The sequence below is a fragment of the Bacillus sp. MSP13 genome (genome assembly GCF_000815295.1).
Classification (GTDB): Bacteria; Bacillota; Bacilli; order Bacillales; family Bacillaceae; genus Bacillus; species Bacillus vallismortis.
Genome location: NZ_JXAQ01000007.1, coordinates 87,207 through 110,287, shown reverse-complemented (window position 1 = coordinate 110,287; position 23,081 = coordinate 87,207). Strand labels below are relative to the sequence as shown.

Sequence of the window (23,081 nt, the reverse complement as noted above, 5' to 3'; positions counted from 1 at the left end):
GTACCATATGGATAAATAGTGGAAAATATAAACAAAATTGACGAGCCGCAGGGAGGATCTTATGATGAATGCTCAATTTAAAAAGGGAGCATTAGAGCTATGTGTGCTTGTATTCATATCCGAAAAAGACCAATATGGATATGAGCTATCTCAAAACATTTCCAGGTACATGTCGATTGCTGAAGGCACCTTATATCCTCTTCTCAGAAGACTGACGAAAGAAGAGTATTTAGAAACATATATGGCGCCATCTTCTGAAGGGCCTGCCAGAAAGTATTACACGATGACAAAGCTTGGTTTCATGCGAATGAAACTGCTGCTGGCAGAATGGGATCAGTTCACAGCATCTGTCAATCAAATGATTAATGCGGCAAGGGGAGGAGAACGATGAATCAAGAGCTGTTTTTACAGGAGTTGAGTAAAGCGTTAAAGCCGCTTTCAGAAGAAGAGCGGAATGAAGTCTTATTTGATTTTAAAGAACATATGACCGAAGGGATGAAAGAAGGCCGGCCGGAAGCGGATATCATCAGGGAGTTCGGCTCCCCAAAACAAATCGCAAAGGAATTGTTGCAAGATGTCATGGAAACTGCTCCAGCAGTGCAACGCCCTAAAAAGAATCTCTTTCACATGGCATGTTCAGCAATAGCAATAAGCTTCTTAAATATGATTTTCGTGCTGGGACCGGCAGCTGGCATTTTAGGAGTGTATGTGGGATTATGCGGGGCGGCGCTTGCACTTTCTTTGTCACCGATTATCTTTGTCGGCATGGTTATGTTTCAAGCGAATCCGCACATGGTGCTGGAGTTCTTTTTATCACTCGTGTTTGGCAGCTTGGGGCTGCTATCTTGCATAGGGCTGTGGTATTTAGGCAAACGGCTGTATGGCTTGGTTTTACGATATATCAAATATAATCTAAAGCTGGTGACGGGGGCGCAGGCATGAAAAAAATCATAGTAGGATTAATCGCAGTATTTGCAGTCGGGGTCATCGGAGCTGTCATCACTACAGCTGCTTCTGATTTTACAAAAGACGAGATGACAGCTGCCGAAACATATTCTGCCACAGATATTAAAAAAATTGAGGTAACAACGAGCTCGATGAATGCAGAGGTCAAAATTGGGCAAACGGATGATATTCAGGTAGCGGCTAAAGGGAAAGTCAGTGATAAAAGCAAAAAGCTGTTCGATGTGAGCCAAGATGGCCAGTCATTAAAAATCAATCAAATAGCACGCGAGAATATTATCTCTTTTATACCGTGGAGCAGCGAAAAGGATATGAAAATCACAATCATTATTCCTGAAAAGAAGTATGGGGAGTTAACAGTAACGACAACCTCTGGGGATATTCTCATTGAAAATGTGCATGCGGATCAATCTGCTGTTGACTCTGCATCAGGAAATATTGAGCTGAAGCATGCACGCATCGAAAACGAGTTGACGCTAAAAACAACGAGCGGAGATATTCAAGAAATCCAAAATTCATTCGGCCAAGGTGTGGTAAAGACAACAAGTGGATTAATAGAAAGCAGCCGTACAACAGCTGGAAAGGTGAATTATAAGACAACCTCCGGAGATATTGACCTTCTACAGGAGAGTCAGAACAAAGATATTGACATTGTCACAACGAGCGGAAGTGTGTCCGTAGAATATCAGAATGAACCTGCAACCTTGGCAATGGATTGTCAGACTGACTCAGGTGAGACGTCAGTCAACCTAGATCAAATTATGTATCAAGAAAAATCAGAGAAGCGCATTGCAGGATATATAGGTGATAGCGGAACCTCTAATCATTTAAACATTCGCACAACCTCTGGAGACATTGAACTAAACTAGCTGTGACGAGCCGGCCAATTCGAGCCGGCTTTTTTGTATAGGAAAAAATGACCGCTTTTCAATATGAAATTATGATATATTTATGAAAAACAGCAAAGGGGTTGGGAGATAATGAATGCGGTTACAATTGTGATAGCGTCAATGTGCGTTTTGGCTATTGCCTATCGCTTATACGGAACATTTATGATGGTGAAGGTTCTCAAAGTGAATGATGACAAGCCGACGCCTGCTCACGCGCTTGAGGATGGAAAAGATTATGTGCCTACAAACAAATGGGTCTCGTTCGGCCACCATTTTGCGGCGATCGCAGCGGCTGGGCCGCTGGTCGGACCCATTCTGGCGGCCCAGTTCGGCTATTTGCCGGGGTTATTATGGTTGTTAATTGGGGCGGTAATAGGGGGAGCCGTCCATGATCTTGTTGTGTTGTTTGCATCGATGCGCAAAAGTGGAAAATCGCTATCAGAAGTGGCGAAGGATGAGCTCGGTCCTGTTGCCGGCTTTTGCACGGGACTTTCCATGCTGTTTATTATCACGATTACGATGGCGGGGCTGTCGATGGTTGTGCTGCACGCGCTAGAACGCAATCCGTGGGGAACATTTGCGGTAGGGATTACGATTCCGATCGCGATGGCCGTAGGCTTATTTTATAAGAAAACGGGAAATTTAAAGCTCGCGTCAACGATCGGTTTCCTCTTTTTAATGGCAGGAGTCTTTATCGGCCCATGGGTGCAGAATACCGCGCTCGGTGACTTTTTAACACTAGATACGAAAACGCTTGCAATCGCACTTCCTGTTTATGCGTTTTTTGCAGCGGCGCTTCCCGTTTGGCTGCTTCTCGCACCGCGTGATTATTTAAGCAGCTTTATGAAAATCGGTGTTTTTATCGCTTTGATTGCCGGTGTATTTGTTGTCAATCCGTCCATCCCGTTTCCTGCGTTTACGGAATTCGTAAAAGGGGGCGGGCCGGTGTTGGCAGGACCCGTCTGGCCGTTCATTTCAATCACAATCGCCTGCGGCGCGATCTCGGGATTTCATGCCTTTGTCGGTTCCGGTACAACGCCGAAAATGCTGAATAAATGGAGTGATATGAAGCCGGTTGCGTTTGGTGCAATGCTTGTCGAGTGTCTTGTAGGCATTATGGCGCTGATTGCAGCGACCGCCTTGCAGCCTGCTGATTACTTTGCGATTAACAGCACGCCTGAGGTTTTTCGTACGCTCGGCATGAATGTCGTCCATTTGCCTGAATTGAGCAGGGAAATCGGTTTGGACTTAGAAGGAAGAACAGGGGGGGCCGTTACGCTTGCGGTGGGAATGACTTATATTTTTACGGGAATGCCGTTTTTCAGCCATTTGGCCTCATACTTTTTCCAGTTTGTCATTATGTTTGAAGCTGTATTTATTTTAACTGCTATTGACGCCGGCACACGTGTCGCCCGTTATTTGATTCAGGATTTCTTCGGAGAGGTGTATAAACCGCTGAAGAAAACAGACTGGATTCCGGGGTCTGTATTTGCCAGCGCGCTTGCCTGCCTGATGTGGGGCTATCTGCTGTATTCAGGGGATATCGGTTCCATTTGGGCGCTGTTTGGCGTGTCCAACCAGCTGATGGCTTCGGTTGGGCTGATCATCGGAGCCACCATCGTACTGAAAATCGCCGATAAACGCCGTTATATTCTGACCTGCCTTATCCCGCTTGCCTATTTATATGTCACTGTCAATTATGCAGGCTATTGGATGGTGCGCAATGTGTATCTCAATCCTGAAGCGGCAGGCTACAGCGTATTGAATGGCGTATTATCGATCATTATGCTGCTGTTAGGCTTCATCATTATCGTGGCGGCTGTGAAAAAATGGGCGCAGATGTGGAGAGATCCGAGCTTAAGGATGGGAGCTTCTATCCCGGGATAAAAAGGCTAATGAAAATGTTGAGGAGGATGGGGAATGAATCTATCAATGAAATATCTTATTCTTTACGTATCGGACAGTAAGCGGGCCATTCACTTTTATCGGGATACTTTAGGGCTGCCGATTCGTGCAGAACATGGAACGTATGTTGAATTTGAAACAGGATCTACGATATTGGCGCTTAATACGCGAGAAAGCGCCAGAGAAATCACGCGGCTAGACATTCCGGATACATCTGCTTCAAACACATTTGAGATCGGATTTGTCACTGAAAACGTAGAAGAGGTTATGAAAAGGGTAAGAGAACAAGGTGTCACGATTATTGGGGAGCCAAAAGTGAAGCCATGGGGGCAGACGGTCGCCTATATCGCTGACCCGGATGGACATTATATTGAAATTTGCAGTCCGATGGAATAACGAACAAGCCCAAAACAATGTCTGTTTTGGGCTTTCTTATGATGTTTTCTGTCCAGCTGCTTCCAGCAGCAAATCAGCCAGATGAACGGCTTTGACTTTCCCGCTTAGTCTTTCGCGCTCAATGCCAAGCTTCATCTGCAGCAGGCAACCGGGATTTGCAGTCACAATGACGAACGCTTTGGTTGCTTTAACCGCAGCCATTTTACTGTCCAGTATTTTCATAGACATTTCAGCTTCCACGATGTTATAAATTCCCGCTGATCCGCAGCAGCTGTCCGCTTTCTCCATTTCTCTGAATTCGGCCCCCTTAATGCTTTGAAGAAGCTGGCGGGGCTCGAGTGACGTATGCATCACATTTCTCAGATGGCATGAGTCTTGATAGGTAATGACCTGAGGCGTGTCTAGGGTAAGCTCCATTTGATGAAAATCGAGTTCAACCAAAACGGACGAAAAGTCTTTCAGCTTCTGAACAAATGAAACGGCCCGCTCCGACCACTCAGGGTGATCCTTCAGCAAATCATCATATTCAGTGAGAAAGGCTCCGCATCCCCCTGCGTTTGTGATAACAGCATCGACGTCTAATGCTTCGAAAGCAGCGATATTTTGTTTCGCGAGCTCTTTCCCCGCGTTTTTTTCACCGCTGTGCCCATGCAGTGCCCCGCAGCAAGCCTGTTCAGGCGGAATGACAATGTCGCAGCCGGCAAGCTGCAAAAGCTTCAGTGTGGCATTGTTGGTCGGCAAAAACATGGTATCCATTAAGCAGCCTGAAAAAAAGGCGACCCGTTTTTTCATGGGGCCAATTGACGGCAGTAAACGCGGCCGCTGCTTCATGTCTTTACTTTTAGGAACATCAGGTAGAACAGCTTCCATCTTCCGCAAATGCTCGGGCAGGAAGCGAAGCATCCCGGTTTTACGCACAGTGTTTTGCAGCCCTGACCGCTGATACAAACCGATTAGGCTGACAGCTGAGCGCATGCGGTTTTGATGCGGGAACAGCTCGTGAAAAGCGGCCTTTCGCATGACACGTGTGCCGAGCGAGTGTTTTTTATTTTGGTGGATAATATCTCTCGCTTCCTCAAGCAGCTGTCCGTATTTCACACCTGACGGGCATACAGGTTCACAGGCCCGGCAGCCGAGGCAAAGTGACAGCGAACGTTCGACATCTTCATCCGGCTCAATGACACCGTCGGCTACGGCTTTCATTAAGGCGATGCGTCCGCGCGGAGAGTGAGTTTCCTGAAACCCCGATTCAATATAGGTCGGGCAGGAAGGAAGGCAGAAGCCGCAGCGCATACAATTTAAAAGCTCGCCTTCATCCATTCGCTCTTTGAACTCATTTTGGATTTGTTCCATTTCTTTTTCTGTTGTCATCTTTCCGTCACCACACGTTTTCTGGCATCTTTGGCAAACACTTTGTCTGGATTTAATATGTTACGGGGGTCAAATGCTGCTTTTATTGCTTTCATCGCGGCAATCCCTTCTTTTTTCAGCTTCATTTCCAAGTAAGGCGCTTTCATAGATCCGACTCCGTGCTCTCCGGTTATCGTGCCGCCAAGTTCAATCGCTTTCTCAAAAATCTCGGCAAAAGCTTGTTCGACACGCTCCATCTCATCCTCATTTCTAATGTCTGTCGTGCATGTCGGATGGAGGTTCCCGTCTCCCGCGTGGCCGAAGGTGCAAATGGAAAGGTCGTATTTAGCGGCAATATCATTAATCGCTTTTACCATATTGGCGATCTCTGAGCGAGGAACGGTCGCGTCCTCTAAAATGGTCGTCGGCTTGAGGCGGGCTAGGGCAGATAGTGCAGAACGCCGGGCTTCAGTCAAGGCAAATGCTTCTTCCTCGGTTTGAGCCGCCTGAACGGAAACGGCGTCACCTTTTTTGCAGATTGCTTCAATCTTTTCCATATCCCGTGCAACGGTTTCAAACGGTCCGTCTTGCTCAATTAATAAAACGGCCTTTGCGTTTGTCGGCAGCCCGATTTTGGCATAATCCTCAATCACCAAAAGAGTAGGCTGGTCGAGAAATTCCAGCGTGGCGGGGATGATTTTTGCGGCAATGATGTTTGATACAGTTTGAGCAGCGGCGTCTATATGTTCATAAAGGGCAAGCAGCGTCTTCTTTGTTTCCGGCTTTGGAACAAGTTTGACGATTGCTTCTGTCACGATGCCGAGCGTTCCTTCTGAGCCGACAAAAAGGCGTGTGAGATCGTATCCGGCCACATCCTTTGCGAGTTTTCCGCCGGTGCGGATGATGTCTCCATTAGCGAGTACAACTTCCAGTCCAATGACATAGTCGCGGGTGACGCCGTATTTTAATCCGCGGAGCCCGCCGGAATTTTCATTGATGTTTCCGCCCATGGTTGATATTTTCATGGAGCTCGGATCAGGCGGATAAAATAAACCCTTGCTTTCAACCGCACGGATCATATCCAATGTAATAACGCCAGGCTGGACTGTCGCGGTCAAATTTTCTTCATCAATTTCAAGAATCCTGTTCATATGCTTAAAGAGAAGTACAAGTCCGCCTTCAGTCGGGCATGTGCCGCCGCATAGATTTGTCCCAGATCCCCTAGGAACGATCGGAACTCGATGTTCACTGCAAATGATTACAATTCGAGATACCTCATCTGTACTCCTCGGTGCAATCACGGCGTCAGGCATAGACTGAAACTGCGGCGCCGCATCATATGAATAGACGAGACGGCCGGCAGTGGAGTCATCAAAGTTTTCCGGTCCAACGATTCGGATAAGCTGTTCCTTTACATCTTTTGTGATCATTTTCCCCGACCCCTTCCAAAAAAGCGCTTTCATTCTATTGTAAAAGAATAATAGAAAAGCTTCCATAGAGTAATATAGAAAAAATGAAACGAAAACGCTCTTTATTTTGTAGTTTGTTTCAAAGACATATTCGTTTATATCGCCAATATTATGAAGAGCGTAATAACCGTCGGCTTTCGAGGGGAAGTGGCTGAACATGTATCCGAACGGAACTGCGGTTATCAATGCCCGCCATTCAGGTTAGAGTCCATTCTAGCGCCGCAGAGCGCCTCAAGCCACTAGATGACGGAGTGATAACTGTTAAGCTGCCGTTCGCAGCTATTAGCTCAGTTTTATTGATGAATGAAAATCCTGCAGAGGGAACTGCAGGATTTCAGCCGCCCCTGTCACCGCATCCTGCGGAAGTCTGCTCCAATGCTCGTCCTTCCTAGACTTCAACGGTTTTCAATCATGCTGAAAAGATGACAAAATCCTAAAACGAATACCGTTTTTAGGATTTTGTCAACAATCTGAAGCTTGCAGAGGGAACTGCAGGCTTTATTTTTTAGTTTCTAACGTATTTTTTCGGAACATAATCTGGAAAGTCTGTCACAATTCCGTCTACGCCAGCTTTTAAAAGCGGAGACACTTCATCACGGGAGCGGACGGTCCAAGGGGTAATTTTCATGCCGAGCGCATGAATCCTCGGCACAAGTGTAGGATCAGTGTTCACATTTTTTAAGTTGGTGTTCACATATTTGGCATAGCCGGAAAATCCCTTGAGTTTTGCATCTGTTAAGTCCGCCGCTTTTGACGTTAAAACACCTGTCGGCATCGATGGAAGCAGCTGATGAATTTTATAAACAGAATTAAAATCAAACGATTGCACAATGATTTTTCTGTTTTTAGGCTTATCCATTCTCCGCTCTTTCAATGCTGCTGATACTTTTTCTTCGATTCCCGGATAGCGTGAAGGCTCTTTCAATTCGATCAGCAGTCCGATCTTCCCTTTATACCGGTCAAGCACTTCTTCAAATGTCGGAATGCGTTCCCCGGCGAACTGCGGAGCGAAGAAGCTGCCTGCATCGAGCTTGCGAAGCTCGGCAAGCGTCAAGTTCTTTACGGCAACCGGCAGCTTTGAGTTAATGTCTGTTGTACGGTTTACGGTCGTATCATGGATGATGACAAGCTCCCCATCCTTGGACATTTGAACATCCAGCTCGATATAATCTGCTTTCATCTGAAGCGCCTTTTCAAAGGCAGCCATCGTGTTTTCCGGCGCATATCCTGAAGCGCCCCTGTGAGCAATGATATCGACTTTTTTAGGCTTGGCCGCCAGTTCTGATGCCTTCGCGTTCGGTGCAAACAGGGCTGATCCGATGGAAATCCCGATCAATGAAGAGAACATCAATTTTTTTAATAAAGCTGACACATCATCCACTCCCCTTATATTTCATATCTCTTGCCAAATTATAGGTTTGCTTTGTTAAGATTATGTTTCAGCAGTCTTTTGTTTTCATAAATTTCCTGATAAGTAAAAAAAGACCCTTTAACAAAGATCTTTTTTGGATATATCAGCTTGCATATGCCATTTTGTTTGTCTAAATTTCGGTCCAGTTTTATATTGGCGCCATAAAGCGATTTGAAACATAAGGCTTGTCCTTCGTTTTCCGCCTTTTTTGTTCACTGACTTCGTATGGGAGATGCGCCCAGTAAGTCTTTGTTTCAAGTTCAATTTTTGCTTGCCTTATCGCAGGCACTTCAGAAAAACTGGTAAAGACTAACAGAAAAAGATTCGCCGCCATTTTTTCAGTTTGAACCCTTCCGCCTATTTCTTATGTAGCTTTATTTTCCTCATTTAAAAGATTGCATTTTTTTATGAAAAAGGATAAATCAAATAAAAGTTCTTCAGCAATGATTTTTTACTGTTGATAACGGCTGTAAAAACATCATGTTTCTATAAGAAAAAAACCGGGCGCTGTCACCCGGTTTCATGTCTTATTCGGCGGGTTTTAATCCGCCTTCAAGCGTTTTTAGCATTTCATTTTTCTCACTTTCGGATGCGTGCTGCCAAAGGACTTCGAATAAAACACCGAGCCCCGGAAGCATTTTTTCTTCACCGCTTTGAATGGCATCCACAATCGTATGCTCAAGCTGATCCTGATTATTGCCGGTAACATTGGCAATGACGGCATGACGTAAATTAAGATCCATGTGAAACGCTCCTTTTTTTCTAAAATGTGATACGTATATTCTAACCCTGCACCTGGTTTATTATGTGCTGTTCTTGCGATATAATAACATCATGTTAAAAAAAGGAGAGCCACACAGACAGTGAAACAAATAGAATCGGCAAAAAACCAAAAAGTGAAGGATTGGAAAAAGCTTCATACAAAAAAAGAACGGACAAAAACGAATACATTCCTCATAGAAGGAGAACATCTTGTTGAAGAGGCGCTGAAGAGCGAGGGCAGGGTAAAAGAAATCCTTGTAAAGGATGAAACGAAAATTCCGTCAGCTCTTGATGTGAGCATCCAGTGCTACGTGCTGAGTGAAGATGCATTTTCAGCTGTTACTGAAACCGAAACGCCGCAGCAAATCGCCGCTGTGTGCCATATGCCTGAAGAAAAACTGGCGTCGCCTCGGCGGGTGCTGCTGATTGACGCTGTTCAAGATCCGGGAAACCTCGGCACGATGATTCGGACGGCTGATGCGGCTGGTTTAGATGCGGTTGTGCTTGGTGATGGCACGACGGACGCTTATAACGGAAAAACGCTGCGATCCGCGCAAGGATCTCACTTTCATATCCCTGTGGTGAGAAAAAACCTGCATACATATGTGGATGAATTGAAGGCAGAGGGCGTAAAAGTGTACGGCACGGCGTTGCAAAACGGGGCGCCTTATCGGGAAATACATCAGTCTGAATCCTTCGCGCTCATTGTAGGAAATGAAGGGGCAGGGGTGGATGCCGCCCTGTTGGAGAAAACAGATCTGAACCTGTACGTGCCGCTTTACGGACAGGCTGAATCACTGAACGTTGCGATTGCGGCTGCCATCCTCGTGTATCACTTGCGAGGATAGTGTTGCGCCAAGCGAAGGATTTCTCTATAATAGAACATAATATTTGAAAAACCGTGACAGAGGACCTCATTTCTGATTAGCTGTTTTCCAGGGAGAAAATGCCGCTGACTGAGAGCATTTTTAACGCAGCCGGGAATGGGCTTCACCTCTTGAGTTGTCACCGGGACCGCGCGTACTGCGCGTAAAGGTGAACCGGAATCTGATTCCGTTATGTCAATGAAGCTGACGACAGCATCAGTCTGTCTCAAATAAGGGTGGTACCGCGGCCACAACTCGTCCCTTGCACTAGGGACGGGTTTTTTTGTTTTCCAAAGACATATGACGGTTTGTTTACATAAAAGGAGGATGCAAAATGGAAGAAAAGCTAAAACAGCTGGAACAAGAAGCTTTAGAACAAGTAGAAGCGGCAAGCTCATTAAAGGTTGTCAATGATATTCGGGTGCAATATCTCGGAAAAAAAGGGCCGATTACAGAAGTGCTGCGCGGAATGGGCAAACTTTCTGCTGAGGAACGTCCGAAAATGGGTGCGCTCGCGAACGAAGTAAGGGAGCGTATCGCCAATGCGATTGCTGTCAAGAACGAGAAGCTTGAAGAAGAGGAAATGAAGCAGAAGCTTGCGGGACAGACAATCGACGTCACGCTGCCAGGCAACCCTGTCGCAGTCGGCGGCCGCCATCCGCTCACTGTTGTCATTGAAGAAATTGAAGATTTATTTATCGGTATGGGCTACACAGTAGAGGAAGGGCCTGAGGTTGAAACGGATTACTACAACTTCGAATCGCTCAACCTGCCGAAAGAACACCCTGCGCGCGATATGCAGGACAGCTTTTACATTACAGAGGAGACTCTGATGAGAACGCAAACGTCTCCTGTGCAAACACGGACAATGGAAAAGCATGAAGGCAAAGGGCCGGTTAAAATTATTTGTCCGGGTAAAGTATACCGCCGCGATCATGATGATGCGACGCACTCTCACCAATTTATGCAAATTGAAGGGCTTGTCGTTGACAAAAACATCAGCATGAGTGATTTAAAAGGAACGCTTGAGCTTGTTGCGAAAAAAATGTTCGGGCAAGATCGCGAAATCAGGCTCCGTCCAAGCTTCTTCCCGTTTACTGAGCCTTCAGTAGAAGTGGACGTGACATGCTTTAAGTGCGGAGGAAACGGCTGCTCGGTATGTAAAGGAACAGGCTGGATCGAAATCCTCGGCGCCGGCATGGTTCACCCGAACGTGCTGAAAATGGCAGGCTTTGATCCGGTGGAATATCAGGGCTTCGCATTCGGAATGGGCGTTGAGCGTATCGCGATGCTGAAATACGGCATTGATGATATCCGCCACTTCTATACAAACGATGTCAGATTTATTTCGCAGTTTAAACAGGCGTAAGAGGAGGATGCTAGGATGTTTGTTTCTTATAAATGGTTAGAGGATTATGTTGATTTAAAAGGCATGGACCCGGCGGTTCTTGCTGAAAAAATTACAAGAGCCGGCATTGAGGTTGAAGGAATTGAATACAAAGGAGAGGGCGTCAAAGGCGTTGTCATCGGCCATGTGCTGGAGCGCGAGCAGCATCCGAATGCTGATAAGCTGAATAAGTGCCTTGTGGATATCGGAGCGGAAGCACCTGTACAAATCATTTGCGGCGCGCCGAATGTGGATAAAGGACAAAAAGTCGCAGTTGCAACAGTCGGAGCGGTGCTGCCGGGCAATTTCAAGATTAAAAAAGCTAAGCTTCGCGGTGAAGAATCAAACGGCATGATCTGTTCTTTGCAGGAGCTTGGCATTGAAAGCAAACTAGTGGCCCAGGAGTATGCGGAAGGCATTTTCGTATTCCCGAATGACGCTGAAACAGGAAACGATGCCTTAGCGGCGTTGCAGCTCGATGATGCGATCCTTGAGCTTGGTTTAACGCCAAACCGCGCGGATGCCATGAACATGCTTGGTGTTGCTTACGAGGTTGCGGCAATTTTAGATACAGAGGTAAAGCTTCCGCAAACTGATTATCCGGCAGCATCAGAGCAAGCGTCTGATTACATCGCTGTCAAAGTCGAAGATCAAGAAGCGAACCCGCTATACACTGCAAAAATCATTAAAAACGTCACGATTGCTCCGTCACCGCTTTGGATGCAGACGAAGCTGATGAATGCAGGCATTCGCCCGCACAACAATGTCGTTGACATCACAAACTTTGTCCTGCTGGAATACGGACAGCCGCTTCACGCCTTTGATTATGACAGATTCGGCTCCAAGGAAGTCGTAGTAAGAAAAGCAGCTGAAAATGAAACGATCGTAACCCTTGATGATCAAGAACGAAAGCTGTCTGCCGATCACCTTGTCATTACGAACGGAACGATAGTGCAAGCCGTTGCCGGTGTCATGGGAGGAGCAGAGTCAGAGGTTCAGGAAGATACGAAAACGATTTTGCTTGAGGCTGCTTACTTCAACGGACAGACGGTTCGCAAGGCTTCCAAAGATCTTGGTCTGAGAAGTGAATCAAGTGTCAGATTTGAAAAAGGCATTGATCCGGCGCGCGTACGTCTTGCGGCAGAACGGGCTGCACAGCTAATCCATCTGTATGCAGGCGGTGAAGTGCTCGCTGGAACGGTTGAGGAAGATCACCTGACAATCGAAGCGAATAACATTCATGTATCTGTTGCCAAAGTGAACAGTGTTCTCGGCATGACAATCAGCAAAGAAGAACTGATCAGCATATACAACCGTCTGGGCTTTACTGTCGGTGAAGCGAATGAACTTCTCGTTGTGACAGTTCCATCACGTCGCGGTGACATTACAATCGAAGAAGATTTAATTGAAGAAGCGGCAAGACTGTACGGCTACGATAACATTCCGTCAACGCTTCCTGAGACAGCGGGAACAACAGGCGGATTAACGCCATATCAGGCAAAACGCCGTAAAGTCAGACGTTTTCTTGAAGGCGCAGGCTTGTCACAAGCGATCACTTACTCACTGACAAACGAGAAGAAAGCAGCAGCGTTTGCAATTGAAAAATCACTGAACACTGTGCTTGCACTTCCAATGAGTGAAGAAAGAAGCATTCTCAGACACAGTCTTGTGCCAAATCTGCTTGACTCCGTTTCTTACAACTTGGCGAGACAGACGGACTCAGTCGCACTGTACGAAGTCGGCTCCGTTTTCCTGACAAAGGAAGAGGATACAAAACCTGTTGAAACAGAACGCGTGGCAGGAGCTGTTACCGGATTATGGCGCAAGCAGCTGTGGCAGGGCGAGAAAAAACCAGTTGATTTCTTTGTCGCCAAGGGCATTGTGGAAGGGTTGTTAGACAAATTGAATGTCCTTGACAGCATTGAATTTGTTCAATCTGAACGCAAACAGCTGCACCCGGGCAGAACAGCGAACATTCTATTGAATGGTTCTCTTATCGGCTTCATCGGCCAAGTCCATCCTTCATTGGAAAAAGAACTGGATATCAAAGAGACATACGTGTTTGAGCTTGATCTTCATGCGTTGCTCGCAGCGAATACAGCGCCGCTTGTTTACACGGCGATTCCAAAATATCCGTCTGTGACACGTGATATCGCGCTTGTCACAGATAAATCCGTCACAAGCGGCCAACTCGAGAGCGTGATCAAAGAGGCTGGCGGCAAGCTGCTGAAAGACGTATCCGTTTTTGACGTATACGAAGGCGAGCATATGGAGGAAGGCAAAAAGTCAGTCGCTTTCTCACTTCAATATGTCAACCCTGAACAAACACTGACTGAAGAAGAAGTGACAAAGGCCCACAGCAAAGTGCTGAAAGCGTTGGAAGACACGTATCAGGCTGTTTTGAGAGGTTAAGAAAAAAGCTTGCAGAGAAATCTGCAAGCTTTCAGCGTGTCGACAAACCCTCGCATTCGTTGTCAGTCCTGTGCGTTGGTGCTCACGAATTGCTACATTCGCTGTGCTCCAATGCTCGTCCTTCCTAGACTTCAAGGGTTTTCAATCACGCTGAAAAGATGACAAAATCCTAAAACGAAAACCGTTTTAGGATTTTGTCAACAATCTGAAAGCTTGCAGAGAAATCTGCAAGCTTTTTCTATGAACGTTTTCTATCAGCAAGGCGCTGCGCTTTTTGCGTATTGGCAAAATGGAGTTTTGTAAAGGTTCTGAGAGCGGAGGTCCCTTTTGTAAGGATCAGCTTGGCGGCCGCTTCATCCACGTGCGGGCCTGCCCCTTTCGGAAGTGTCATTCCTGCCTCACGCGACAGTTTATCCATTTCCATTAAAAACGAATATCTCGCAATGATGGAAGCGGCTGCAACTGACAAGTGAATGCCTTCAGCCTTCGTGCTGAAATAGGTCCGCTCCTTCACAATGTCTCTGCCCTTTAAATGATTGAAGTAGACGCCGGGCTCAGCGAATTGGTCAATCAAAATGGCTTCAGGCTTTACCCCGTCCATTTTTTTCAACAAATGGGTGATGGCTTGATTGTGAAGCAATGCTTTCATTTTCCCTTGGCTCATGCCTTTTTCCTGCATGCTGTTGTACTTTTCATTCTTTAACACCAGCAGGCTGTACGGAATGGTTTTGATCAGATTTCGGGCAATCTCGATGATTTGCGGGTCTTTTAAGTCTTTAGAGTCCTTCACACCGAGTTCTTTCATTAAAGGAATCAAGGTTTTATCAACGTACGCGCATACAACCGTCATCGGGCCAAAGTAATCTCCGGTTCCGACCTCGTCAGAGCCGATAATAGACATTCCGGCGATATTTGCCGGAGGGGCGTAGCGGGGGTCGGCCGGCTTTTTGGACGTTTTCTTCTTTTCCTGCGGCACTGCTGTTCCCCAGCGCGCGGATTCTGCGGCTGCGTTTTTGCCTTGAAACAAGACCTTGCCGGATTGGTATGCTGTAATGGTACAGCCTGGCGGTTTCGCCTGAAAAACAGCTCCCTGCGGAACAGAAGCGGTAAGCGAACCGCTGTATGTCATTTTCATTTGGTCAATAGCAGACAACGATACTTTTATCACAGAATGGGACACGTAATAATCTCCTTTTTTTACACTTTTCGCTGTATCTACCAGTGTATCATAACAGCGGGAGGCTCGTCTTTCCATTCAATTAATAAACGTGTTATGATAAGTACTAGGATTCTCACGGAATGGAGGAGAAACGTTGTCTGACGGTAAAAAAACAAAAACAACCGTTGACATTTACGGCCAGCACTTCACGATGATCGGTGAAGAAAGCAAAGCCCATATGAGGTATGTCGCCGGAATTGTTGATGATAAAATGAGAGAAATCAATGAAAAAAATCCATACCTTGATATAAATAAACTTGCAGTGCTGACAGCTGTAAATGTGGTGCACGATTATGTCAAATTACAAGAGAAATATGAGAAACTGGAGCGTCAGCTTAAAGAAAAGGATTGAACAACTATGCTGGATATCATCATCTTAATCTTGCTCCTGATGGGGACTTTACTGGGATTAAAACGCGGTTTTATTTTGCAGTTTATCCGCCTGACGAGCTTTATTTTATCGATCGCCTTTGCGGCTTTATTTTATAAAGATGTGGCGCCCCATGTAAAGTGGATTCCCGCGCCCGACTTCTCAGCGGGACAGCCGGCTCTTTCTTTTTTCACGGGAAATCTGGAGGCAGCCTACTATAATGCGATTGCGTTTATCATTTTATTTATTATCGCGAAAATTTTACTGAGAATCATAGGCTCATTCTTGAGTATTGTAGCGGGCATTCCGATCATTAAACAAATCAACCAAGTGCTGGGCGCCGTGCTTGGTTTTCTGGAAGTCTATTTATTTACATTTGTGCTGCTGTATGTCGCATCCGTGCTACCGGTAGATGCTTTACAGCAAATGATGGGGCAATCGTCTCTGGCAAATGTGATCATTAACCATACACCGTATTTGTCAGGGCTTTTAGAAGAGCTGTGGACACAGTACGGAGCATAAAAACTTCTCTTGTCCGGAGAAGTTTTTTTCAAGTATGATGGAAACATATGTGAACATCTGGGGGTTATGATATGCATAAAAAAGATATTATCCGGCTGCTTGAAACCATTGCAGTCTATATGGAACTCAAAGGGGACAACCCGTTTAAAGTATCCGCCTTCCGAAAAGCAGCGGCAGCCCTGGAACAGGATGACCGCAGTTTATCAGAAATGGACGATATCATGTCGTTGTCCGGCATTGGAAAAGGAACGTATAGCGTCATAAAAGAGTATATAGATGAAGGAAAGTCAAGTACGCTCGAAGCGCTGCAGCAAGAAGTGCCGGAAGGGCTCGTGCCATTATTAAAGCTGCCGGGGCTCGGCGGCAAAAAAATCGCAAAGCTGTATAAGGAGCTCGGCGTACATGATGCAGAATCCCTGAAAGAAGCCTGTGAACAGCAAAAGGTACAAGGTCTTGCGGGCTTCGGCAAAAAATCAGAAGAAAAAATATTACAGGCGCTCGGTGAAGCCGGAAAACAGCCTGAACGGTTCCCGATCGGCTACGCCCTCCGGATCGCCCGGGACATTGAGGAGCATCTTTCTCAATTTACAGATATCATCAAGTTTTCCCGTGCCGGGAGTCTCCGCAGAGCCCGGGAAACGGTGAAGGATCTGGATTATATCATCGCCACAGATCACCCGGCTGAAGTAAGAGAGCAGCTTCTTGCACTGCCAAACATCAAAAGCGTCATTGCGAGCGGAGATACGAAGGTGTCTGTCATGCTTTCCTTTGAATATGAAACAAGCGTCGATTTCCGTCTTGTTACGGAAGAGCAGTTTCCGACAACACTGCATCATTTTACAGGATCAAAAGATCACAATATTAAGATGCGCCAAATCGCCAAAGAACGCGGCGAGCGAATCAGTGAATACGGCGTTGAGACAGTTGAAACCGGAGACATCAAAACATTCCCGAGTGAACGTGAATTTTATGCGCATTTCGGATTGCCGCTGATTCCGCCGGAGCTCCGCGAAAGCGGGCAAGAAGTGGAAACCTACAGCGACAGCATCGAATTGATAGAGCCCGGGCACATCAAAGGAGATCTCCACATGCACTCCACGTGGAGCGATGGCGCGTTTTCGATCAGAGAGATGGCTGAAGCATGCATGAATAAAGGCTATCAATATATGGCGATCACCGATCACTCGCAATATTTAAAGGTCGCTAACGGGCTGACTGCAGAAAGACTCAAGCAGCAGGCAAAAGAAATTGACGCGCTCAATGCGGAATTTGAGAATTTCCGGATCTTGAAAGGCGTCGAGATGGATATCCTGCCTGATGGCACGCTTGATTATGATGACGACGTGCTGGCAGACATGGATATCGTCATTGCATCGATTCATTCCAGCTTTAATCAGCCGGAACACGTCATTATGAAACGGCTTGAGACGGCACTGGCCAACAAGCATGTTGACATTATCGCACATCCGACCGGACGCCTGATCGGCAGACGAGCCGGATATGAAATCGACATTGACAAGCTGATTGAGCTTGCGAAGAAAACAAATACGGCGCTAGAACTCAACGCCAACCCTGCGCGTCTCGATCTGCGCACAGAGCATTTAATCAAAGCAAACGAACAAGGGGTTACATTGGTCATTAATACCGACGCCCATAACATTGAAATGTTAGACGATATGAAAACCGGCGTTACTGCCGCGCGCAAAGGATGGACGGAAACGAAAAACGTTCTGAATGCCCGATCGCTTGAAGACGTAGAGGCATTCCTGAAGCGCAACGATTAAGTAAGGAGGCTCACACAATCGTGCAGCAAAAAGTATTATCAGCTCTTGAATTTCATAAAGTGAAAGAACAGGTGATTGAGCACGCCGCATCATCGCTCGGAAAAGAGATGTTACTCGCGCTTCAGCCTTCTGCTTCTATAGACGAAATCAAAAAACAGCTGGATGAAGTAGACGAAGCTTCTGCCATTATCCGCCTGAGAGGCCAGGCGCCTTTTGGCGGCCTTGTTGATATCAGAGGTGCGTTAAGACGGGCGGAAATCGGCAGCGTTCTCAGTCCAGCAGAATTCACTGAAATCTCAGGCCTGCTTTACGCAGTGAAACAAATGAAACATTTTATCAGCCAAATGGCTGAAGACGGTATCGACATTCCGCTAATCCATCAGCATGCGGAACAGCTGATTACGCTGTCTGATTTAGAGCGGGACATTAATTCCTGCATCGATGATCACGGAGAAGTGCTTGATCACGCGTCAGAAACATTAAGAGGAATCCGCACACAGCTCAGGACACTCGAATCGAGAATCAGAGACCGGTTAGAGTCAATGCTGCGTTCCTCCTCCGCTTCAAAAATGCTGTCTGATACAATTGTTACGATTCGGAATGACCGCTTTGTGATTCCAGTCAAACAAGAGTACAGATCAAGCTACGGGGGAATTGTGCACGATACCTCTTCCTCAGGCGCGACGTTGTTCATTGAACCGCAGGCGATTGTCGATATGAACAACTCGCTTCAGCAGGCGAAAGTGAAAGAAAAACAAGAAATTGAACGGATTTTGCGCATGCTGACAGAGCAAACGGCGGAACACACAGAAGAGCTCTTTCAAGATTTGCACGTGCTGCAGACACTTGACTTTATTTTTGCAAAGGCAAGATACGCTAAAGCGGTCAAAGCGACAAAACCGCTGATGAACGACAGCGGCTTTGTTCGTTTGAAAAAAGCCCGCCATCCATTGCTTCCGGCTGAACAGGTGGTTGCTAATGATATTGAGCTTGGCGGCGATTTTTCAACCATGGTCATTACAGGGCCAAACACCGGAGGGAAAACAGTCACCCTTAAAACATTAGGCCTATTAACCTTAATGGCGCAATCCGGTCTTCATATTCCTGCAGATGAAGGATCAGAAGCGGCAGTATTTGAGCATGTATTCGCTGATATCGGTGATGAACAGTCGATTGAGCAGAGCTTAAGTACGTTCTCGTCCCATATGGTGAACATTGTCGGCATTTTAGAACAGGTCAATGAAAACAGCCTGGTCCTTTTCGATGAGCTGGGCGCAGGGACAGATCCGCAAGAAGGGGCTGCCCTCGCCATGAGCATCTTGGATGACGTGCATCGCACCAATGCAAGAGTGTTAGCCACCACGCACTATCCGGAATTGAAGGCGTATGGCTATAACAGAGAAGGCGTCATGAACGCGAGCGTCGAATTTGACATCGAAACGCTGTCGCCGACCTATAAACTGTTAATTGGTGTGCCGGGACGAAGCAATGCCTTCGAAATTTCAAAACGCCTTGGGCTCCCGGACCATATCATCGGGCAGGCGAAATCAGAAATGACGGCCGAGCATAACGAAGTCGATACGATGATTGCGTCGCTGGAACAAAGCAAAAAACGTGCGGAAGAAGAGCTTTCTGAGACGGAGGCTATCAGAAGAGAAGCAGATAAGCTGCATAAAGAGCTACAGCAGCAAATCATCGAGCTCAACAGCAAAAAAGACAAAATGCTCGAGGAGGCTGAACAGCAAGCGGCTGAAAAAGTAAAAGCGGCAACGAAAGAAGCCGAAGACATTATTCACGAATTGCGCTCAATCAAACAAGAACACAGATCCTTCAAGGATCACGAACTGATCAATGCGAAGAAACGGCTAGAAGGCGCAGTTCCTACCTTTGAAAAGTCCAAAAAACCGGAAAAACCGAAAACGCAAAAACGTGATTTCAAGCCTGGTGATGAGGTGAAAGTCCTCACCTTTGGGCAAAAAGGAACACTGCTTGAAAAAACCGGCGGCAGTGAATGGAATGTCCAAATCGGCATTTTAAAGATGAAAGTAAAAGAAAAAGATTTGGAGTTTATCAAATCAGCTCCGGAACCCAAAAAAGAAAAAATCATTACGGCTGTTAAAGGAAAGGATTATCACGTATCGCTTGAACTTGATCTTCGCGGCGAACGCTATGAAAATGCCCTCAGCCGTGTTGAAAAATACTTGGATGATGCAGTGTTAGCGGGATATCCAAGAGTGTCAATCATCCACGGAAAAGGAACTGGCGCTTTAAGAAAAGGCGTGCAGGATCTTTTGAAAAACCATCGCAGCGTCAAAAGCTCCCGTTTCGGTGAAGCAGGTGAGGGAGGATCGGGCGTTACGGTTGTTGAACTAAAATAAAAGGGAGTATGGCCATGAGTGATTTTTGGGAAAACGAGCTTGTGGAAATCGCGGCGTATTACAGTGTCGCGGTTCTCTGCCTCGTCCTCTTTTTGACTGTGTTTGAGCTGGTGACAGCTTATAAAAACTGGGAAGAGATTCAAAAAGGAAATCTTGCGGTGGCAATGGCGACCGGCGGAAAAATTTTAGGAATCGCAAACGTATTTCAGCATTCCATTTCCCAGCACAATTCTCTGCTGCAAATGATCGGCTGGGGCGTTTACGGATTTGTCATGCTTCTGCTCAGCTACTTTATTTTTGAGTTTTTGACTCCGCGGTTTAAAATTGATAAGGAAATCGAAAATGATAACCGGGCTGTCGGTTTTATTTCATTTGTCATTTCTGTCGGGCTTTCATTTGTGGTGGCAGCCGGAATATAAGGGGACGGAGAATCGATGGAAAAGCTTGCAAAGGCACTCCTCGCCGCGGCGGGAATCTTTTTGTTAATCGGTCTTATTTATCTGTTCGTATCATGAGAAAAAGAAAGATTTACCTTTCTTTTCTTTTTTTGCCGTCCATCTGCTATAATGATAGGGTGGAACTCTAAAACCGAAAGGGGAGGTTTTATGCAGTCTCAAAAGCCGTGGCTTGCCGAGTATCCCGACGAAATTCCGCATGAGCTTCCGTTGCCGAATCAAACCCTGCAATCCATCCTGACAGACTCCGCCGAACGATTCCCTGACAAAATCGCCGTAACGTTTTATGGAAAAAAACTCACCTTTCATGACATTCTGACGGATGCGCTTAAACTCGCAGCTTTTTTACAGTCCAATGGCCTGCAAAAAGGAGACAGAGTGGCTGTTATGCTGCCCAATTGCCCGCAATCAGTCATTTCTTATTATGGCGTCTTATTTGCCGGTGGCATCGTGGTCCAGACGAATCCGCTCTATACCGAGCATGAGCTTGAGTACCAGTTGAGAGATGCTGGGGCAAGCGTGATCATCACCTTAGATTTGCTTTTTCCGAAGGCAATAAAAATGAAAACGTTATCAATAGTGGATCAGATTTTAGTAACCAGCATAAAAGACTATTTGCCTTTTCCGAAAAATATTCTTTACCCGCTGACACAAAAACAAAAAGTGCACATCGATTTTGACAAAAATGATCACATTCACACGTTTGCCTCCAGCATGAAGCAGGAAAATATGGAGCTCGTGACAATCCCGAAGATCGAGCCTGAGCATGATATCGCTGTTCTTCAGTATACTGGAGGAACAACGGGGGCTCCCAAAGGGGTCATGCTTACACACCGGAATATCTTGGCCAATGCCGAGATGTGCACGGCTTGGATGTACGATGTAGAGGAAGGCGCTGAAAAAGTGCTTGCCATCGTACCGTTTTTTCACGTTTACGGGCTCACGGCAGTGATGAATTATTCGATTAAGCACGGCTTCGAAATGATTCTTCTTCCTAAGTTCGACCCGCTCGAAACGCTCAAAATCATTGACAAGCAAAAACCGACGCTCTTTCCAGGCGCACCGACGATTTACATTGGCCTTTTGCATCACCCCGAATTGCAGCACTATGATCTGTCATCTATTAAAAGCTGTCTTAGCGGATCAGCCGCGCTCCCTGTGGAGGTAAAGCAGCAATTTGAAAAAGTGACTGGCGGAAAGCTTGTGGAAGGCTATGGTTTGTCTGAAGCATCTCCTGTGACGCACTCCAATTTTATCTGGGGGAAAAACAAGCCGGGCAGTATTGGCTGTCCTTGGCCGGGTACTGACGCAGCGATCTATTCAGAAGAGACGGGTGAGCTTGCCGCACCGTATGAGCATGGAGAAATCATTGTCAAAGGCCCGCAAGTCATGAAAGGATATTGGAACAAACCGGAGGAAACCGCCGCTGTACTGAGAGACGGCTGGCTGTTCACCGGAGATATGGGCTATATGGATGAAGAGGGTTTTTTCTATATTGCCGACAGGAAGAAGGACATCATCATCGCCGGCGGCTATAATATTTACCCGCGTGAAGTCGAAGAAGCGCTTTATGAACATGAAGCCATTCAGGAAATTGTCGTTGCCGGTGTGCCGGATTCCTACAGGGGAGAAACAGTAAAAGCATTTGTCGTGTTAAAGAAAGACGCAAAAGCCAATACAGAAGAACTGGACGCTTTTGCGAGATCCCGTCTCGCTCCCTACAAGGTGCCGAAAGCCTATGAATTTAGAAAAGAACTGCCGAAAACGGCGGTAGGGAAAATTTTAAGAAGGCGTTTACTCGAAGAAGATGCCGAAAATCATCATATTAATCACAAATGACATAAGAAAACAGAGAAGATCTATGAATAAACTTGACAAAGCCGAAAATCCTTCTTATCATGAAAATATGAATGAATAGTCATTCATTTCTATAGGAAGGAACGATGAACATTGAAGCAAAAACGGCCAAAGTATATGCAGATTATTGATGCAGCAGTAGAAGTCATTGCGGAAAACGGCTACCACCAGTCACAGGTGTCCAAAATCGCCAAACAAGCCGGAGTAGCGGACGGCACCATCTATCTTTATTTCAAAAACAAAGAAGACATTTTAATTTCTCTATTTAAAGAAAAAATGGGCCAATTTATTGAGCGAATGGAAGAGGGCATCAAAGAAAAAAGGACAGCCAAAGAAAAACTGGCGCTTGTCATTTCAAAGCATTTTACTCTTTTAGCGGATGACCATAACCTCGCGATTGTCACCCAGCTTGAGCTCCGTCAGTCCAACTTGGAGCTGCGCCAGAAAATCAATGAAATATTAAAGGGCTACTTAAATATTTTGGATGGCATTTTGACGGAAGGCATACAATCAGGTGAATTAAAAAAAGGCCTCGATGTCCGCCTCGCCCGGCAGATGATTTTTGGAACGATTGACGAAACCGTGACAACTTGGGTGATGAATGACCAAAAGTACGATCTCGCTGCTTTATCCGACAGCGTTTTAGAATTGTTGGTGTCCGGAATTCATAATTAGTAAAGGGGTT

Annotated in this window: 21 protein-coding genes and 1 pseudogene; 16 read left to right on the top strand and 6 right to left on the bottom strand. The window is 46.2% G+C overall.

The window, feature by feature from the left end; translation table 11 throughout:
- Positions 1–64: 64 nt before the first annotated feature.
- The 6 genes from SC79_RS08655 (at position 65) to SC79_RS08635 (ending at position 4,154) form a co-directional block, all read left to right on the top strand.
- Positions 65–391, top strand: coding sequence for a PadR family transcriptional regulator (locus SC79_RS08655; protein ID WP_039074710.1), 327 nt, complete (start codon positions 65–67; stop codon positions 389–391).
- Positions 388–942 carry an HAAS signaling domain-containing protein gene (locus SC79_RS08650; protein WP_039074709.1) on the top strand — a complete coding sequence of 185 codons (555 nt, stop codon included), beginning with the start codon at positions 388–390 and terminating at the stop codon, positions 940–942. Before SC79_RS08655 ends, SC79_RS08650 begins: the two co-directional genes overlap by 4 nt.
- Complete coding sequence (locus tag SC79_RS08645) at positions 939–1,832, top strand: DUF4097 family beta strand repeat-containing protein (RefSeq protein WP_039074708.1); 894 nt, start codon at positions 939–941, stop codon at positions 1,830–1,832. The genes SC79_RS08650 and SC79_RS08645 overlap by 4 nt, the downstream gene beginning before the upstream one ends.
- A gap of 111 nt (positions 1,833–1,943) precedes the next feature.
- Complete coding sequence (gene cstA, locus SC79_RS08640) at positions 1,944–3,740, top strand: carbon starvation protein CstA (protein WP_039074707.1); 1,797 nt, start codon at positions 1,944–1,946, stop codon at positions 3,738–3,740.
- Positions 3,683–3,820, top strand: coding sequence for a hypothetical protein (locus SC79_RS20950; RefSeq protein WP_052245581.1), 138 nt, complete (start codon positions 3,683–3,685; stop codon positions 3,818–3,820). Before cstA ends, SC79_RS20950 begins: the two co-directional genes overlap by 58 nt.
- Positions 3,774–4,154 (top strand): VOC family protein, encoded by a 381-nt coding sequence (locus SC79_RS08635; protein WP_039074706.1) that lies wholly within the window; start codon positions 3,774–3,776, stop codon positions 4,152–4,154. The genes SC79_RS20950 and SC79_RS08635 overlap by 47 nt, the downstream gene beginning before the upstream one ends.
- Positions 4,155–4,190: 36 nt before the next feature.
- Here SC79_RS08635 and SC79_RS08630 read toward each other — a convergent pair whose 3' ends face one another.
- From SC79_RS08630 to sspI, 4 genes are all read right to left on the bottom strand, one after another.
- Complete coding sequence (locus SC79_RS08630; protein ID WP_039074705.1) at positions 4,191–5,525, bottom strand: (Fe-S)-binding protein; 1,335 nt, start codon at positions 5,523–5,525, stop codon at positions 4,191–4,193.
- Positions 5,522–6,934, bottom strand: coding sequence for a glycolate oxidase subunit GlcD (gene glcD / locus SC79_RS08625; RefSeq protein ID WP_039074704.1), 1,413 nt, complete (start codon positions 6,932–6,934; stop codon positions 5,522–5,524). The genes SC79_RS08630 and glcD overlap by 4 nt, the downstream gene beginning before the upstream one ends.
- A 544-nt stretch (positions 6,935–7,478) precedes the next feature.
- Positions 7,479–8,345, bottom strand: coding sequence for a glycerophosphodiester phosphodiesterase (locus tag SC79_RS08620; protein ID WP_039074703.1), 867 nt, complete (start codon positions 8,343–8,345; stop codon positions 7,479–7,481).
- 566 nt (positions 8,346–8,911) lie between these two features.
- Positions 8,912–9,127, bottom strand: a complete 216-nt coding sequence (sspI, locus tag SC79_RS08610) for a small acid-soluble spore protein SspI (protein ID WP_010329730.1) — start codon at positions 9,125–9,127, stop codon at positions 8,912–8,914.
- 120 nt (positions 9,128–9,247) lie between these two features.
- Between sspI and SC79_RS08605 the strand changes: the two genes are divergently transcribed.
- Entirely contained in the window at positions 9,248–9,994 is a 747-nt protein-coding gene (locus SC79_RS08605; RefSeq protein ID WP_039074701.1) for a TrmH family RNA methyltransferase, read from the top strand.
- A 68-nt stretch (positions 9,995–10,062) separates the two neighbouring features.
- Here the strand turns inward: SC79_RS08605 and SC79_RS20505 are convergent.
- Positions 10,063–10,266, bottom strand: a pseudogene (locus SC79_RS20505) (hypothetical protein); the annotation flags it as partial.
- An 80-nt stretch (positions 10,267–10,346) separates the two neighbouring features.
- Here SC79_RS20505 and pheS point away from each other — a divergent pair.
- Positions 10,347–11,381, top strand: coding sequence for a phenylalanine--tRNA ligase subunit alpha (pheS, locus tag SC79_RS08600; protein WP_039074700.1), 1,035 nt, complete (start codon positions 10,347–10,349; stop codon positions 11,379–11,381).
- 15 nt (positions 11,382–11,396) lie between these two features.
- On the top strand, positions 11,397–13,811 hold the full coding sequence (gene pheT, locus SC79_RS08595) for a phenylalanine--tRNA ligase subunit beta (protein WP_039074699.1): 2,415 nt from the start codon (positions 11,397–11,399) through the stop codon (positions 13,809–13,811).
- Positions 13,812–14,049: 238 nt separating this feature from the next.
- Here pheT and rnhC read toward each other — a convergent pair whose 3' ends face one another.
- A complete protein-coding gene (gene rnhC, locus SC79_RS08590; protein ID WP_039074698.1) occupies positions 14,050–14,991 on the bottom strand; it encodes a ribonuclease HIII in 942 nt (313 codons plus the stop codon).
- Between the two features lie 133 nt (positions 14,992–15,124).
- On the opposite strand from rnhC, the gene zapA reads away from it, so the two are divergent.
- The 7 genes from zapA (at position 15,125) to fadR (ending at position 23,071) form a co-directional block, all read left to right on the top strand.
- The gene (gene zapA / locus SC79_RS08585; protein ID WP_010329735.1) at positions 15,125–15,382 is read left to right on the top strand and encodes a cell division protein ZapA; all 258 of its coding nucleotides are present in this window, start codon (positions 15,125–15,127) and stop codon (positions 15,380–15,382) included.
- A gap of 6 nt (positions 15,383–15,388) precedes the next feature.
- The gene (locus tag SC79_RS08580; RefSeq protein WP_039074697.1) at positions 15,389–15,922 is read left to right on the top strand and encodes a CvpA family protein; all 534 of its coding nucleotides are present in this window, start codon (positions 15,389–15,391) and stop codon (positions 15,920–15,922) included.
- A 71-nt stretch (positions 15,923–15,993) separates the two neighbouring features.
- Positions 15,994–17,706 (top strand): DNA polymerase/3'-5' exonuclease PolX, encoded by a 1,713-nt coding sequence (gene polX / locus SC79_RS08575; protein WP_039074696.1) that lies wholly within the window; start codon positions 15,994–15,996, stop codon positions 17,704–17,706.
- Positions 17,707–17,726: 20 nt separating this feature from the next.
- The gene (locus tag SC79_RS08570) at positions 17,727–20,084 is read left to right on the top strand and encodes an endonuclease MutS2 (RefSeq protein WP_039074695.1); all 2,358 of its coding nucleotides are present in this window, start codon (positions 17,727–17,729) and stop codon (positions 20,082–20,084) included.
- A gap of 14 nt (positions 20,085–20,098) precedes the next feature.
- Positions 20,099–20,503 (top strand): DUF350 domain-containing protein, encoded by a 405-nt coding sequence (locus tag SC79_RS08565; protein ID WP_003222485.1) that lies wholly within the window; start codon positions 20,099–20,101, stop codon positions 20,501–20,503.
- A 186-nt stretch (positions 20,504–20,689) separates the two neighbouring features.
- Entirely contained in the window at positions 20,690–22,378 is a 1,689-nt protein-coding gene (locus SC79_RS08560; RefSeq protein WP_039074694.1) for an AMP-binding protein, read from the top strand.
- 111 nt (positions 22,379–22,489) lie between these two features.
- A complete protein-coding gene (fadR, locus tag SC79_RS08555; protein ID WP_039074693.1) occupies positions 22,490–23,071 on the top strand; it encodes a fatty acid metabolism transcriptional regulator FadR in 582 nt (193 codons plus the stop codon).
- Positions 23,072–23,081 lie beyond the last annotated feature (10 nt).

Bases quoted from the DNA above. Each gene is read 5' to 3' on its own strand.
- SC79_RS08655 (WP_039074710.1), top strand. From the start codon at position 65: ATGAATGCTCAATTTAAAAAGGGAGCATTAGAGCTATGTGTGCTTGTA.
- SC79_RS08650 (WP_039074709.1), top strand. From the start codon at position 388: ATGAATCAAGAGCTGTTTTTACAGGAGTTGAGTAAAGCGTTAAAGCCG.
- SC79_RS08645 (WP_039074708.1), top strand. From the start codon at position 939: ATGAAAAAAATCATAGTAGGATTAATCGCAGTATTTGCAGTCGGGGTC.
- cstA (WP_039074707.1), top strand. From the start codon at position 1,944: ATGAATGCGGTTACAATTGTGATAGCGTCAATGTGCGTTTTGGCTATT.
- SC79_RS20950 (WP_052245581.1), top strand. From the start codon at position 3,683: ATGGGCGCAGATGTGGAGAGATCCGAGCTTAAGGATGGGAGCTTCTAT.
- SC79_RS08635 (WP_039074706.1), top strand. From the start codon at position 3,774: ATGAATCTATCAATGAAATATCTTATTCTTTACGTATCGGACAGTAAG.
- SC79_RS08630 (WP_039074705.1), bottom strand. From the start codon at position 5,525: ATGACAACAGAAAAAGAAATGGAACAAATCCAAAATGAGTTCAAAGAG.
- glcD (WP_039074704.1), bottom strand. From the start codon at position 6,934: ATGATCACAAAAGATGTAAAGGAACAGCTTATCCGAATCGTTGGACCG.
- sspI (WP_010329730.1), bottom strand. From the start codon at position 9,127: ATGGATCTTAATTTACGTCATGCCGTCATTGCCAATGTTACCGGCAAT.
- pheS (WP_039074700.1), top strand. From the start codon at position 10,347: ATGGAAGAAAAGCTAAAACAGCTGGAACAAGAAGCTTTAGAACAAGTA.
- pheT (WP_039074699.1), top strand. From the start codon at position 11,397: ATGTTTGTTTCTTATAAATGGTTAGAGGATTATGTTGATTTAAAAGGC.
- SC79_RS08580 (WP_039074697.1), top strand. From the start codon at position 15,389: ATGCTGGATATCATCATCTTAATCTTGCTCCTGATGGGGACTTTACTG.
- polX (WP_039074696.1), top strand. From the start codon at position 15,994: ATGCATAAAAAAGATATTATCCGGCTGCTTGAAACCATTGCAGTCTAT.
- SC79_RS08565 (WP_003222485.1), top strand. From the start codon at position 20,099: ATGAGTGATTTTTGGGAAAACGAGCTTGTGGAAATCGCGGCGTATTAC.
- SC79_RS08560 (WP_039074694.1), top strand. From the start codon at position 20,690: ATGCAGTCTCAAAAGCCGTGGCTTGCCGAGTATCCCGACGAAATTCCG.